General features: G+C 53.5%; 10 protein-coding genes. All 10 read left to right on the top strand.

The genetic code is table 11. The features are described 5' to 3' along the window. Positions 1 to 463 precede the first annotated feature (463 nt). Positions 464 to 1,204, top strand: coding sequence for a hypothetical protein (locus tag ACUY4Q_RS05250; protein ID WP_458046025.1), 741 nt, complete (start codon positions 464 to 466; stop codon positions 1,202 to 1,204). 86 nt (positions 1,205 to 1,290) lie between these two features. Next, on the top strand, positions 1,291 to 1,773 hold the full coding sequence (locus tag ACUY4Q_RS05245) for a hypothetical protein (protein ID WP_458046024.1): 483 nt from the start codon (positions 1,291 to 1,293) through the stop codon (positions 1,771 to 1,773). A 148-nt stretch (positions 1,774 to 1,921) separates the two neighbouring features. Then, on the top strand, positions 1,922 to 3,067 hold the full coding sequence (locus tag ACUY4Q_RS05240) for a tellurite resistance domain protein (protein WP_458046023.1): 1,146 nt from the start codon (positions 1,922 to 1,924) through the stop codon (positions 3,065 to 3,067). A gap of 49 nt (positions 3,068 to 3,116) precedes the next feature. Further along, a complete protein-coding gene (locus ACUY4Q_RS05235) occupies positions 3,117 to 4,622 on the top strand; it encodes an SrfA family protein (RefSeq protein WP_458046022.1) in 1,506 nt (501 codons plus the stop codon). Positions 4,623 to 4,639: 17 nt separating this feature from the next. Beyond that, complete coding sequence (locus ACUY4Q_RS05230) at positions 4,640 to 7,708, top strand: virulence factor SrfB (protein ID WP_458046021.1); 3,069 nt, start codon at positions 4,640 to 4,642, stop codon at positions 7,706 to 7,708. After that, a complete protein-coding gene (locus ACUY4Q_RS05225) occupies positions 7,708 to 10,419 on the top strand; it encodes a putative virulence factor (RefSeq protein WP_458046020.1) in 2,712 nt (903 codons plus the stop codon). Before ACUY4Q_RS05230 ends, ACUY4Q_RS05225 begins: the two co-directional genes overlap by 1 nt. Next, a complete protein-coding gene (locus ACUY4Q_RS05220) occupies positions 10,413 to 11,453 on the top strand; it encodes a single stranded DNA-binding domain-containing protein (protein ID WP_458046019.1) in 1,041 nt (346 codons plus the stop codon). Before ACUY4Q_RS05225 ends, ACUY4Q_RS05220 begins: the two co-directional genes overlap by 7 nt. After that, the gene (locus tag ACUY4Q_RS05215) at positions 11,450 to 13,411 is read left to right on the top strand and encodes a vWA domain-containing protein (RefSeq protein WP_437432598.1); all 1,962 of its coding nucleotides are present in this window, start codon (positions 11,450 to 11,452) and stop codon (positions 13,409 to 13,411) included. Before ACUY4Q_RS05220 ends, ACUY4Q_RS05215 begins: the two co-directional genes overlap by 4 nt. Beyond that, positions 13,411 to 14,142, top strand: coding sequence for an ABC transporter ATP-binding protein (locus ACUY4Q_RS05210; protein ID WP_458046018.1), 732 nt, complete (start codon positions 13,411 to 13,413; stop codon positions 14,140 to 14,142). The genes ACUY4Q_RS05215 and ACUY4Q_RS05210 overlap by 1 nt, the downstream gene beginning before the upstream one ends. After that, complete coding sequence (locus tag ACUY4Q_RS05205) at positions 14,132 to 15,346, top strand: ABC transporter permease (RefSeq protein WP_458046017.1); 1,215 nt, start codon at positions 14,132 to 14,134, stop codon at positions 15,344 to 15,346. The genes ACUY4Q_RS05210 and ACUY4Q_RS05205 overlap by 11 nt, the downstream gene beginning before the upstream one ends. Positions 15,347 to 15,380 lie beyond the last annotated feature (34 nt).

Here is a 15,380-nt window from a genome sequence, read left to right as displayed (position 1 = left end):
TGATGAAATATCGCTTTCGCCCCCGCAGTGAAAATACAAAGCCACACGATAAGAATCACTAATTAATACTAGTGTCATCAATAGTTCAAAATTAAAGACTAATCACTAAAATTAATGATGGGGTCGTCATGCCAAAACGGGGAAACCAGCGACGCTAACGACCAGAATGTCCGTTATCCCTAAAGATTTTTATTCCCTTGCCGATGACTATAAAATCTTTTAAGAACCCAGCGCTCCTCAGCATCTTTGTCGTGATTTTGACAATGTTTATCGAATATAATGTCAGCCAGGGATTATTGAGAATACGCCTCTTAAAAGTGCTTAAGCTGAGTCAACGGTTGACCAGGCCAGCAGTGCCTCAGACTTATTATAAATTTCTCGTATCAATTTCTCGTATCAATAGTGTCGATGGACAGCACACTTACCCTTTGCACTGTGCCAGCGACAATTTAAGGATAAAACGATGGCGATTAAGTTAAACCGTAGCGCAACCTGTCTTCTTGTTTCACTGACTCTTCTTCTCAGCGGCTGTGCTAATACCGGAAGCTCCCTGTTATCGGGTACCAAACCCGATCCCCGCCTGACCAGCACGGAACAAGCGAAATTCTTTAGCGCTTCGGGCGCACAAGGCTGTGGCGTTGGCGCGCTGGCCGGTGCAGGTATTGGCGCGCTGGCTGGCGTACTGGCAGGAGACACCAAAAAAGCTGTGATGGGTGCCGCTATCGGTGGCGCTGCAGGCTGTGCCGTCGGTCTGACCGCCAACTATTATCTGGACAGCCTGAAAAAAGATTACGCGTCTACGGCGGATCGCCTGCAAGCCATGGATAAAGACATTACTAAAGATACTGCGGACGTAGAAAAATCTTCTGCGGCGATGAAACAGGTCATCAGTGATAACCGTGCATTGCTAACAAAAATGAGCCTGCAGAAAGACAATGCCGGGTTTGATAAAGCCAAAGCCACTAAAGATTTGGCGCAGATCGATGCCAATATCAAAACCATGAAAGAAACCATCAAAGGAATGAAAGATAAAGATGCGGCCTATAAAGTGGCGCTGAAAGGACAGAAAACATCCAACGCAGCAGATAAAGCTAAATTAGCCACGCTGGACAAAGAATACAGCAAACTTAATGGTCAAATTACCGCTCTGGAATCAGAAGCGAACGGTTTGTTCACTCAACGTCAGGCTATCTCACTGGGTTGATAATTACGGGCCGGTATTATTACCGGCCCGATGATGGCTTATTGCCGCCACCCTTTATACCGCTTCTTCTCTTCACGGATGCCTTCATGAGAAAATACGCACTACTCGCTTCATTATTACTTGCTGGCTGCGCAACCTCACCCCAGGATTGTGATTTACATGCACAGGACCCCAGCTTTTTAACGAAATTAAGCTGCACAACGTCTGGCGGTTATCGACAAAAGGTTGATCAACAGGAGCAGCAGGTTCTCCAGAGCCAGCGTGACAATAAAATCGCACATCAAGAGCTTGCCGATACACAAAGCAGAGTGCAGGACTCAAGTCAAAAACTGGCAGCTGAACAAGCCAGGGTAACAGCGATGCGTTCAGACCTGACACAAACGCTTAATAAACTGCAGGCGAGCAAAGTTAAGAACAAGCAAAGCCAGCAGGAAATTCAAAAACTCAAAGAGTTGCAGGTGCAAGCGCAACAGGCGAACAGCGCAAGTGACGTGACTGCGCTTGAGCAAAAAATTGCTGAAGCCAAAACGAGAATCGCTGAGCTTGAGCAAGCTAACACGCTTAACTAAAGGCACCGATCAGAGGGGCGCCCTTCAGGGCCGCTATTACGCCTGATACAGCCCCTCTGATAGCAGTAAGTGTGACTGATACCCTTTACCGATAAGTTGCCAGAGGCTCACCAGGCCTGTGGGGCTGATAACAATATGACTCTGGGCTATGCAACGATTAACACGATCTGCGCCAATTGATGATTCTGCTCTGGCAACGTATGAGGAAACGGTGGCGATTATTCATCGCCATCTTCCGCCGTCTCTGGCGCTGCTCTACGCGACCGCACGCCGCAGTGCCGATGGCCATCTTGAGTGGTGGACAGAGCGTCAGGGCCTTGCCAGACCTGCGTCCACGCTGAATGAGGTGGAACAGCTCACAGTACAGAACAAGCGACAGCATTATCAGGACATTGTTGCGGGCCTGGTCGAACAACTTGCCGCACGGGGGGAGGATAAGCCGGCCCAGGCTTTGCAAACCCTCCTCAGCCACTCCGGGCAATTGACCTGTTATGACGTCGGCGGCGAGCCAGTATTAATCGACTGGGTAACGCCGTCTCAGATTACACCCGCGCCCATTCCTCCCGTCCCGCTCATACCGTGGTGGCGACGCTTTCTGCCCTGGTTGCTGTTGCTGCTGCTCTTGATCCTGCTGGCGCTCGCAGGCTGGTGGTACTTCTGTCATAACCGCCCTGTCGCCATTCAGCCGGAGCCGCCAGTCACCGCTGCAGCGCCCTCCCCGGCGAATACCGAATTAACCCAGGACAACCCGAGCATAAACCTGGCTAAAAGAAAGGATTTTGGACGGATCAGGGCCAATCTGACCTGGCAGCAAGGCGCCAATAAAACCCCTGTCGATCTGGATATCGCCGCGTTTGTCCGCTTCAAAAATGGCGAGATTGGTGGGGTTGAAGCACTCAGTAAATTTCTCGGTCATTACGACAAACCGCCCTATATGTTGCTGCAGAAAGATTTACGCGGAGGTGGCGACGAGGATGGCGAGTGGCTCGATATCAACGGTAGCCAATGGCAGGAAATTGATGAGGTGCTGATTTACAGCTTCATCTACGGCGGTACGGATAACTGGCAGGGAACGAATGCCACTATCACCCTCTATATTCCCGACCAGGCCCCCATTAGCTCAACGCTGGTTGATGGCAATGAACGTAACAACGTTGCGGCAATTGCCCGGTTAAAAAATGTGGATGGCAACATCAAAGTTGAACGGCTCGACAACTTCTTTGCCGACAGAGAATCGCTGGATAAGCATTACGGCTGGGGCTTTGAGTGGACGCCCGGCGCCAGCAAAAATTAGCCAGATACATCTTACGTGCGTTAATTATCAGCCTTAAAAGGTTTAGACAATGCGAAATTCGATTCAGGGACCTCTGTTACGTACCGGCAATAACTCCTCGTTTAAAGCGCTGGGCGAAACCGGTTATCCCGTTTTTAAGATGGCATTTCAGCTCCGTGAAGCCATCTATCGGCTGGATGCCGGGCGCGATCTGGCCCGGCACCTTGCCGTCCCGCAAAACGATCAGGGGGGCGACAGAACCGACTGGTACAGCAGTTTTCCCGGCGACGTTATTCCCTGGAGCGGAGCAAGTGAAGCCGAGAAGGCCTCTGCGCGTCAGCAATTTGAAGAATTCCAGGTGGCAGTGCAGGCCCTGAGTGAACAAATGCTTAACGCCGATCAAACGGGGGCAGGCGGTGACCGGCGGGTATTTGCGCAATTATTAAAATCGGTGGTCCATTTTCCGGATTATGACTTTGTCTATCTGGTTAACGGGGTGCTGGTCATTACGTTTTGGGGATTTGTGCACCCCACCGGCGTACAAAGCAACCCTATGCACTGGCTACAAGCCTCTTCGGTTCCCGCCGTAACGCCGTCGGTCGCCAGCGCAGCGCAGCCCGAAACGCCGCCCCGCACCTCCTGGGTGCAAAACGCGCCTGTTGTGGAGACGGTGACACCTGTCCGCCGCTGGAACTGGCGCTGGTTACTCTGGCTTCTTCTGGCATTGCTGTGCCTGGCGCTGTTGCTGGGCCTGCTTCGTGGCTGTGCGCCATCGCTCTCACTCCCCGGGCTGCCGTGGATTTCAGCGGATAAAAATCAAAGCCTGCCGACGGCTGAAGTCGGCGGCGGCAAGGTTCCCGAGGTGACTCTCCCGGCAGGAAACTCCGTTAAAGCGCCGACAGTGGCGACGGAAAACAACAAAACTGTCGGCGCCACGACGGCCGCCCCTAACGCCAGCAGTTTAGTACCCGAGACCACCTCCTCTGCCGCGCCTGCTGAGGCGCCTGCCCTGGATGCCAGCCCGAATAGCGGGGAAGCGCAAAATGCGCCAGCAGGTGAAGACGCCACCGCTGCCGTTCCGCCCGTGGATGCAGTGCCGCCTACGGGTCAGGAACCTCCGGCGAGCGAAGCGCAAAGTCACGATGCGCAACCGCATGATGTTGCCCCTCACACTCAGCCGCCTGTTATTCCCGCGCAGGGCGAGCCACTGACTATTCCCCCCTCAGTCAGTGATGGACCGGCGCAATTTCTCAACGGGCAATGGCGCGTTAATGGCGGTATTCAGGACAAGCTCACCGGTCGCCCTTTGCAACTGCAATATAACTTCAACCAGGGTAACGGCACCGTCAGCGTCCGTCAGTCCAGTGGCGTAACCTGTACCGGAGCCGCCATGGGGAACGTCGAAAAAGGTGCGTTAAACATCTCTAATCCTGAACAGATGAAATGCAGTGACGGTTCAAATTTCATCGGCCCAACCATCGCATGCAAATCGCCTGCTTCCGGCCACGCCGATTGTGTCGGCAGCAATGATGGGGATAAAACCTTCCCTATTCGTATGCTACAACCCAATACTTAACAGGGACGAATTACATTATGTTGCCTGAGATTATTTCTTTTGATCGTCAAATCACACTGGTTGGCGACTCCGGGATCCAGTTTATGGATTTTGGTTTAACGCTTAAACGTCAGCCTGCGGGTGAATTTGTCAAACTCGCCAATGGCGTGCTTACACGTCTGATTTACAACGAACAACGCGATTACTATTTCTATCAGCCGACGCCTGGCAACATTGAGAAGGCCAAAAGTCAGTACGATATTCCAATCGAACAGAGCTTGAAATTACTGGATAGCGTCTGGCTACCTCTCCCCCTGTTTCGCTTCAGTCCGCCGAATATTTATCAGGAAGGGCCGCTAAACTGGGCGCGTTTTCGTTTAGTTAAGCTGGATGAACCCGATTTGGATGGTCATACCCACCGTATGACGCTGGCGATTGATACCCGCATTATGGCGAAGCAGCAGGCCGCCGCCGATCTCAGCCCGAATCAAGAGGATGTGAATGCCGGTGCGACCTTTGCTGTCGCTACCGCGACCTATGCGCTTAACTGGTATCTGACCCAGGATTGGGTCAAGGACTGGCTGGTTGAAGTCTTTATGGACGCCAGTAAAGGACGGGACATTGACGAGCGTGAAGAAGAGCTCGCTCAGCAGTACCCTCTGGCGCACTACCTGAATCTTCTGTCGTTGATGGCGATCCCTGTCGAAGGCCTGCAAACGCAGACCGAACCGGTGATTGAACTGCCCCAGTTTAGAATGATCGCGAATCGGGAGGTCAATGCCATCAAACCGATCGCGGTTGATCTCATTCTTGATGTGGGTAATTCCCGCACCTGCGGCATTTTAATTGAAGACCATGGTCAGTCTGGTTCAGGACTCATGCACAACTATGTGCTCAAACTGCGCGACCTTAGCTCACCTGAACATGTCTATACTGACCCCTTTCAGAGCCAGGTCGAGTTCTCTCAAGCCTTCTTTGGTAAAGATCACTGCTCGGTGCGCAGCGGCCGTCACGATGCATTCCAGTGGCCGACCATCGCCCGTATTGGCGGTGAAGCCAGCCGTTTAGCCGCGCGTCGTCGGGGCAGTGAGGGTTCAACGGGGTTATCCAGTCCTAAACGCTACCTGTGGGATGAGAAGTTTTATGGTCAGGGCTGGCGCTTTAACGGCAGCTATGTGCAGGATACCAACCCCCTCGCCACAGCGGCCCCCTTTGCCAATCTGATCGATGAAAAAGGCGAAGCGCTGCACACCATTGAAGACGAAATGGATCGCATCCCCGTTTTCACACCACGTTACTCCCGTAGTTCTCTGATGACATTTATGTTGTCGGAAGTACTGACGCAGGCGATAAGCCAGATCAACAGCCCCGAGCAACGTATTCGCGAAGGTCATGCGGGTATCCCTCGTCAGCTCCGGCACATTATTCTTACCGTTCCGCCAGGTCTGCCAATGGCCGAGCGCTGCATTCTGGATGACAGAATGCGTCAGGCGGTGGGCTTAGTCTGGAAATCTCTGCGCTGGCATACGGGCGAAAATAATCCTTATGATGATGAAGTAGAGCCACACACCCAGGGCAATATCAAAATTCCACTGCCAAAAATTCGCGTGGAGTGGGACGAGGCTTCCTGTGCTCAACTCGTGTATCTCTATACCGAAATCAATCAAAACTTTGCGGGTCATCCGGAAGTGTTTTTCAACACCCTGGGTCGCCCGGATCGCCACGATCGCGAAGCCATTACCATTGCCTCCATTGATATTGGCGGCGGCACTACCGATCTGGTGATCACCGATTACCGTCTGGATCGCAACGGTTTAGCCGGGGGTGGCGCGAACGTTCACATCATTCCTCACCAGCGTTTCCGTGACAGCTTTAAAATCGCCGGTGATGATATTCTGCTGGATGTCATTCAGTCCTATGTGCTTCCCGCTTTCGAACAGGCTTTGCGCGAGGCGGGTGTGCACACGGTAGACACCCTGATGTCGCAGCTGTGCGGTTCACAAAATATCAGCGCAGCCGAAGCGGTGTTGCGTCAGCAACTGAGCCTGCAACTCTTCGTGCCGCTGGCGCTGCACATCCTGAGCCGCTATGAACACTTTGATCCGCTGGATGAACAAACGCATCTGCTGATAAATCAGCAGGTCAGTGAGTTACTCCCCGCGGGCAGCCTCAGAGAAGAAGTAGAAGCCTTTGTGCGCCGGGAAGTGCAAAAGGCCGGCGGGCCTCAGGACTTTAAACTGGGTAACATCGTCCTGAATCTTCCGCTGGCGAAAGTGCACAGCGATTTGTGCTCCGGTAAGTTCAATATCGATAAAGTGCTGACGGCTCTGTGTGAAGTCGTCTCCTGCTATAACTGTGATTTGTTGCTGCTGACTGGACGCCCATCCCAACTGCCAGGTATTCAGGCCATCGTACGACGGAACCTGCCGCTGCCGCCGGGGCGCATTTTAGCGCTTCATGGCTATCAGACAGGGACCTGGTACCCATTCCACAAAAACGGTCATATTGACGATCCGAAGAGCACCGCATCCGTGGGCGCGATGTTGACGCAACTGTGTGCCAACCATAGCATCCCGAACTTCCATTTCCGCACTTCGGCGCTGAAACCTTATTCAACGATTCGCCATATCGGCATCATTGATATGGATAACCTGATTCACGATGCTGATGTGGTCTATCGCCATATCGAATCTGAAAATGGTCAGATTAAGTTGCCTGTGATTACCAGCCCTGAAGGTGAAGCCACGACGCAAAGCATCGTCATGCGCGGTGACCTGCGCCTGGGGTATCGTCAGCTGGATGCTGAGCGCTGGTCAGCATCCCCACTCTACACCCTACGGTTTAGCGAAGAAGGTCGCAGAAAATTCTCGGCGGCGACCTCAACGGACAACGGCTCGCCGTACCTCAAAGTCAGGCTGATGATTGATAAAGGAAAAGATGCCCGCCGATTAGGACTCATCAGCGATCGTCTGATCGTTGCCGACGTCAGCAGCAACACCGATAAATCGTTCAGCAAAAAAGATATAGAGCTGGAGCTCAATACCATGCCGGATACCGGGCTCATTGACAGCCGCCACTGGCTCGATAGCGGGAGCGTTAAAAAATAATGAACAACGAACAAATTTCCCTTCAACAAGGTTGGGCAGCTATCGCCAAAGGCTGCCAGGATGCACTGGGCTGGGTAGAGACAGTACGCCCCCGTTCCCGCCGCCTGGATAACGAAGCGGATAAGCTCAACTTAGGTTTATTACGCACTAAAAATCTTGCCAACAGTTTAGGCCGGGTCTCCACCACCCCCATGACGGTGGGATTCTTCGGCATCTCACAAGCCGGTAAGTCCTATCTTATTTCGGCATTAGCCGCGGGTAGCAATGGTGAGCTGGAAGCGCTTTACGGCGATCGTAAAGTTGACTTCATTAAAGAGGTGAACCCGGTCGGCGGGGGCAAAGAAGCGACAGGGCTGGTCACCCGTTTTACCCGGCAGGTCCCTGATGCGCCAGCAGGTTATCCGGTTCCGTTGCGCCTGTTCAGTGAGATTGACCTGGCAAAAATTCTGGCTAACACCTGGTTTAATGACTTTAACCACGAACAGCTGTCTTACCAGTTGGATGAAAGCCGAATCGAAGAGCGCTTGCGTCCGTACCTGCAACGTTCAGGCCAGGCAAACGGGCACAGCGGCGTCAGCAGTGAGGACGTTGTGGCGTTATGGGATTACCTTAACGCGTCATTCAGGAAATCAGTCGAGAAACTGGAGCATGCTTACTGGCCGCAGGTGCTTAAAGTCGCCCCGACGCTCAGCCCCAATGAGCGAGCAGAACTCTTCTCATTGCTCTGGGGTGAGTTACCTGAGCTGACCGAAACCTATCGTTCGCTCGCCAATGTGCTGGCAAAACTTAACCACGCCGAAATGGTGTTTGCTCCGCTGGAGACCCTGATCGATCATAGTCGTGGCAGCATCATGAATGTCGATAGCCTTAATAAGCTCGGCTCAAATCAGAGTCACTCTGTCGAAATTCGATTCTGGAAAGAAAACCAGCAGACGGGTAGCGCCAGCTTGTCACAAGCTGAACTGGCGGCACTGACCTCTGAACTCATTTTCCCGCTGGCAGAAGTGACCGACCAGAGCGTGACCAGGCAGGTCGATTTACTTGACTTCCCAGGCTACCGTGGACGCCTGAAGCTCACCGCCCTGAAAGATGCTGACCCGGATAACCCTGTCTCACAGCTCCTGCTTCGCGGCAAGGTTGCCTACCTCTTTGAGCGCTATACCGATAACCAGGAAATGAATGCCCTGGTCGTTTGCGCCAGCTCGTTTAAGCAAAGTGACGTTGCCGATGTTGGCCCGGTGTTAACGCGTTGGGTGGACAAAACCCAGGGCAAAAATGCAGACGAGCGTGGGGGCACGAAACCGGGGCTATTCTGGGCCATTACCATGTGTGATATGCGCATCACTGACAGTCTGAAAAAGACGGAAAGTCAGTTGAAAGAAGCCTGCGACGGCATGCTGCATATCACGCTACTGGAACGTTTTGCTCAGTATGAATGGCTAAAAGAGTGGTCGCCTGGCCAGCCTTTTAATAACTGCTTCCTTGTACGTAAACCCGGCATGGATAACCCCTTCCTGACGCTGGAAAACATCCCCGGCCAGGAGAGCCTTAAAGAAGTGGCTCTCGCCGATCGCTATCGCGGCGTACTCGATACGATGGGCACCGTCTTTGCCAGTGGTGAAAAAATTAAACGCCACGTAGCCGACCCCAGCGCGGCGTGGGAAGCCATGCTCTCCTTGAATGATGGAGGCATGCATCGCCTGACCGAAGCACTTCGTGGTGTCGCCAATCTGGAGTTCAAATTAAAACGTCTGCAAACGCAGTTGCGAGAGTGCCGTGAGAATACGGGCGATAAACAACTGGGACGCTGGTTTGAGAAAGATGGCGAGGGCAAGATTGAGCAGAAGCAAGCCATTGCTAAAGATCTCTGGCAAGGTTTATCGGCCTGCGCACCGAGCATAGGCGAAATGATAAATCGTCTGGATCTGCCGCCGCATGAACTGCGTAACATTTATCTGAGTATTCGCGACCAGGACAATGAATCTCAGGCGGCCGGTGAGCCTCGGGCAGCGGTCTCCTTTGCCGCTAATCCGTTTGGCGGTAACCCGTTTGCCGGCAATCCTTTTGCCGACAATCCTTTCGCCACTGCGCCTGCTGATGACAAAAGTGCTATGGACGAGGCTGCCGCGCCGGTGGCGGAACGCGTGGGCCGTGATGACGCCTTTGCCCATGAGGCATTCAAAGCCTGGGTAGCGCATTTACGCGATTTACCGCTGCAAACCGCGAGCTGGCAGCAGTTGGGCATGAACAGCGAAATGATCACGCTGCTTTGTGAAGAGCTCATCACCGCGAGCACCCGCCTGGAACTGGAGGGTAAGCTGAAACATGCCCTCGCAGGACAGGAGCAGGCAGGCACGCTTCGCAGCCAGTTGATGGCTCGCCAGGTGTTACGTGCGCAGCTGACCATCCGCGATTTTATCGCCTGGTTTGGTTACCTTTCCTTGCCTGAGGATCAGGTCCCCAATAGCTATGTGGGCGAGAAAAAGAAAGTCTTTGCCCGGCAGGCAACGCTTGGGCAGGATGAGCTTCCACAACTGCCTTCTCTCGCGCCGCAGCCCGGCGTCGCCTACATGGGTGACTGGTTGTCCGCGCTGATGACCCTCATTCTGGACAATGCGGGACATAGTGCCACCCGCGATATCTCCATCGAACATAACCGGCAACTTGGCCAGATTATCGGCCAAATGAAACAAGAGAACCTGTCATGCTAGCTAAAATTTTTGCCTGCCAACCTGCCGTGCCGGGCACTGCCCAGCTGATGATCCGTTTGCGTGGCGAACAGTCCGTGCTCGCCAGCCTGACCTTTTGCCTGTGCAATAACGAACAATACTATCTGCAACCCGACAGCAACTGGAGCCCGGCTCCCCATTGGTTCACCATTGATGGCGGTTATCCGCTAAGCAATGGCAGTGGTTTCCGTATCGGGCCGACCCTTCTCAACCCGCTGCTGGAAAGGGCAAGCCAGGTGCAAATTCAGGTCAAACTGGCGTCAGGTGAAACCCGCAGTACGACGCTACAAATGGTGCGTGATGAGCTGTTCTCATCGGATGCGCGTGGCCAGACGGGGAATTACAGCAGTAGTAGCGTGCTGTCGACACCCGCACCGGTTCCGGCCCCTGAAGCGCAACCTGAAGTGGCGCCTGCACAGCCAGCGATTGCTCCTCAGCCTGTGCAGGACACGCGCCCACCAAAACGCAGCGTACCCCTTATACCGATCGTGGCCGGCATACTCATCGTGCTGCTCATTGTGGCCGGTGCGTTATGGTGGTTTATGGGACGAGACACCTCTGCACCGACGCCGGAACCCGTGAATAACCAGGCAGAAGCACCAGCTCCGGCAGCCCCGGCTGAACCGGCAGCACCTGCTACCCCGGCAGCGGCAGAAGCCAAACCTGAGGTCAGCGCGTGCTCAGTGGCCAATCTGAACAGCCAGAGCGAACTTGATTTCGTCCAAAACTGTGTGCAGCAAAAGCTCGACAGCGCGGCATTGTTGACCATCATTCAGGCTGCCAAAGAGGCGAAGAAGTGCGGTGTAGCACAGCGCTTGTACGCTAACCGTGCCCAGGGCGGAGATACCCAGATCGCGCTCGCTTACGCCACGGAATACGATCCTAAAGATCATAAGCCAAGCGAGTGCTTTAAAACGCCCGATCCCGATACTGCCGCTTACTGGTACGAAACTGTGCTGCAAACTGAACCGGATAACCAAAAGGCTAAGCAGCGCCTTGAGGAGCTGGGCAAATGATGAAGAAACATTTTCTAAAACTGGCGTTACCGTTGTGTAGTCTGCTTTTGGCTGGCCATGCGTATGCCGCAGAGGGGGATAAGCCCCTGCTGCAGGAAGGCAAAAAAACGCTGTTTCAGCGGGTGCTGACCACGCCAGGCTGTAAACTCGGTACCGCGGCCGGTGATGACAAAGGGGTACTGCAACCTGCGTTTAGCAGTCTTTATGTTTATCAGAAAGCAGAGGCTAACGGACAAAGCTGGGTGCAGGTGGGGCCAGACAGCTATGGCAAGGTTATCGGCTGGCTGCCGCAGTCGTGCACCGTTGACTGGAAAATGCAGCTTACGCTTGCCTTTACCAACCCCGCTAACCGCGATCGTTTGATGTTTTTCAAAGAGCGAAAAAGCCTTGATGATATTCTCTCTGCCCCCGATCCGGTCTCACTGGTGGCACCGCTTCGTGCCCATCTCAAACGAGACGGTAACGCCGAGGGCGTATTAGCCCAGGAGCCGGAATACTTCGTGGACCTGCAAAAGCAGTTTTACTTGTTGCCGATTTTGAGCGGTGAAGAAGTGATGACTGAAAATGGGTTCTATACGCGCTTACTGAATGTTGCCTCCGTCAGCAAAGCCGATCCTGAAGTCAAACAGGGTGATGATGTTAATCAGCTAAAGGGCTTTAATGCGACGGTCGTGTTCGTTATCGATTCAACCATTTCTATGGGTCCTTACATCGAGCGCACCAAAGAAGCGGTCAATAAAATTTACGACAAAATTAAGCAAGAACACCTGCAGGATCAGGTTAAGTTTGGTCTTGTCTCATTTCGATCTAATGCCAAGGCCGTACCCGGTCTGGAATACACCACGAAGATCTACGCTGACCCTAATCAGGTAAAAGATGGCGACGATTTTCTTAAGAAAGTGGCAGGGCTCAAAGAAGCAAAAGTTTCCAGCTCACTATACGATGAAGATGCTTATGCAGGCGTAATGTCCGCAATCGACAACGTTGACTGGAGCCCGTTTGGCGCACGCTACATGGTGTTAATCACCGATGCCGGGGCGATTGAAGGTAGCAACAAACTTTCTGGAACCGGCCTGGATGCGAAACAGCTGAGACTGGAGGCTGGCAATCGCGGTATTGCTATTTATACCCTGCACCTGAAGACCCCTTCCGGCAAAGATGACCATGCGAAAGCCGAAGGCCAGTATCGTGACCTCTCTAATTTTGACAGCACGCAGTCTAACCTTTACCAGGCGGTGGATGCCGGTGACCTGAAAACCTTTGGTAAACAGGTTGATGCCCTGGCGGCAGCGATTACCGAGCAGGTGAAGTCAGCCTATATGGGTGATCCGGCCATCGGCAGCGCACTCTATTCGAAAGATGAAGGGAAAAAGTCCACGCCGGAAGAGAAATTGCTTGAGGATACCGCGCTTATTGGTCACGCCATGCAGCTCGCTTATCTGGGCAAGAAGAATGAGACCCAGGCCCCGCTGGTCTTCAAAGCCTGGATCAGCGACCGCGATCTTATCAAGCAGAACATCCCAACGACGGACGTTCGCGTGCTACTGACAAAAGGTCAGCTTAGCGATTTGAGCGATGTGGTCAGCCAGATCCTGCAAGCGGCAAATGAAGGCATGATCTCTCCTGATAAGATGTTTGAGCGGCTACGCACCGTCGCAGCTACCATGGGCGCTGACCCTAACCAGCTCAAACAGAAAGAGAATAGCAAGATTAACGAACTGGGGGTCCTGGGCGAATATCTTGCCGATCTGCCGTACCGTAGCGATGTCCTGAATCTTGATGAAGAGACGTGGAAAAGCTGGGATGGCCTGTCGCAGGAGAAATTCATCCGTACCCTGTCAGCCAAACTTCGTCATTACCAAAAATATAACGCCGATGTGGACCGCTGGGTTGAGCTTGCTAAAGACAGCGATCCCCGTGAACGCGTCTATCCTGTGCCGCTGGAAATGATGCCCTGATGCTGCACATTGAAAATTTGCACGTTGTTCGTGGCGAGGATGCTCAGGCGCATCATGTTTACCTACCGCAGCTCGTGCTGCGGCCAGGTCAATTGGTGGCGGTGACTGGCGAAAGCGGCTGCGGCAAGAGTACGCTGCTTGAAGCGATTGGATTATTGTTGCGTCCCGACCATGTCGGGCGCTTCACGCTGACGGATACCGATAAGGAGCATGATGTTGCATCGCTGCTCACTACCAATCGGCAGGCAGACCTCGCAGACATTCGTGCGCGTCATTTGGGTTTTGTTCTGCAAAACGGCGGGTTGTTACCTTTTCTCACGGTGCAGGACAATATCCGGCTGCCGAGTCAGCTACTCGGCATCACGCCTGATAAACCGTTGCTCGACAGAGTTATCAACACGCTCAAACTCGGTCCGTTACTGGGGAAATACCCGTCGCAACTCTCATTTGGTGAGCGGCAGCGAACCGCATTTGCCCGTGCCATTGTACATCGCCCCGGACTGGTGCTGGCCGATGAACCCACCGCGGCCCTTGATCCCTACAATGCTCAACAGCTATTTAGCCTGTTTATAGACCTGGTGCAGCAGGAGAAGATGATGGCACTCGTGGTCTGCCATGACTGGCCGCTGGTGCAAAAATTCAATTTGCCCTGTCTGGTCGCCCGACCTGATGCGGATTCAGGCGAACACGCAGAAACACAGGCCCGGAGGGGAACCCATTTTGTCTTTTAACCGAACCCTACTGCTTGGCCGTCTTGCGGTACAGGATCTGTGGCACGACCGTATTATTTCTTTTTGCATTGTCTCTTCTCTGGTCGCCGTGATTGCCCCCCTGCTCCTGTTGTTTGGCCTGCGTTTTGGGGTAATCAGTCAGTTGCAGGACGATTTAACGCGCGATCCCCGTAATCTTGAAATACGGATGCTCAGCAGTGGAAGCTACGATCAAGCCTGGATAGATGCTTTGCGTCAGCGCCCTGATGTGGGCTTTGCTATAGGGCAGACACGCTCCCTTAACACCCTTGCCGATCTACAAACTGACAGCAGCCATTTCATTGAAAATGCCGAAGTGATACCGACGGATGCAGGCGATCCGCTGCTGGGTAAGCTGGAAATTCTTCATGACAATGAGATTGTTTTAACTCAGGAAGCGGCACGCAAGCTGGCCGTAAAGGTGGGCGACACCGTTACCTTACGCGTGAGCCGACAGCGTGAAGAACGCCGCGAATGGGGGCGTAAATCGCTCACCGTGGTTGGAATCCTGGCACCGACTTATTTCAATCGGGCCGCCCTGTTTACTCAACCGGCACTGCTCCTGATGCTGGAGCGTTTTCGTGACGGTTATGCCGTGAGCGAGCTTGGTAACAGCAGCGGCAGTCAGCTTAACGACAAACCGCCCCTCTATGCGCGCGCGCGCCTGTATGCCAGCGATATCGATCAGGTTGCCAGCCTTGAGCGCGTTCTGCGCGCGCAACGCATTGAAACCACCAGCCGGCTGGCTGATATTGAAAATGTGAAAAGCATTAACCGCGTGCTGGGGGTGATTTTCAATACTATCGCGGCAACGGCGCTTATCGGGTGTGTTGCTTCGCTTATTGGCTCCTTTATCGCCAACGTCGATCGTAAACGTAAACATATTGCCGTGTTGAGATTGTTGGGCTTTACCGGTCCGGCGGTCGGGCTGTATGTCATTTTGCAAGGCTGCCTGCTCAGCCTGCTGGCCTATGTAGGGGGTTATGGCATTTATTTGCTTGCCAGCCAGATCTTTAACCGTGCGCTGGCGGGCAGCCAGGCAACCGATCAGATGCTTTGCAAAATAACGTTACAGCACAGCCTCTTCGCCATGGCGTTGACGCTGCTCGTTGCACTGCTGGTTGCAAGTATCGGTGCCCGGCGCGCCATCAACATTGAACCTGCGCAGAGCCTGCGTGAGGTATGACCTTGTTCCCTTATTTTAATCACGTGATTTGCGG

The sequence above is a fragment of the Phytobacter cepae genome, from assembly GCF_054165735.1.
Note: the sequence above shows the minus strand (reverse complement) of the source record. Positions and strands in the feature narration are given on the sequence as shown.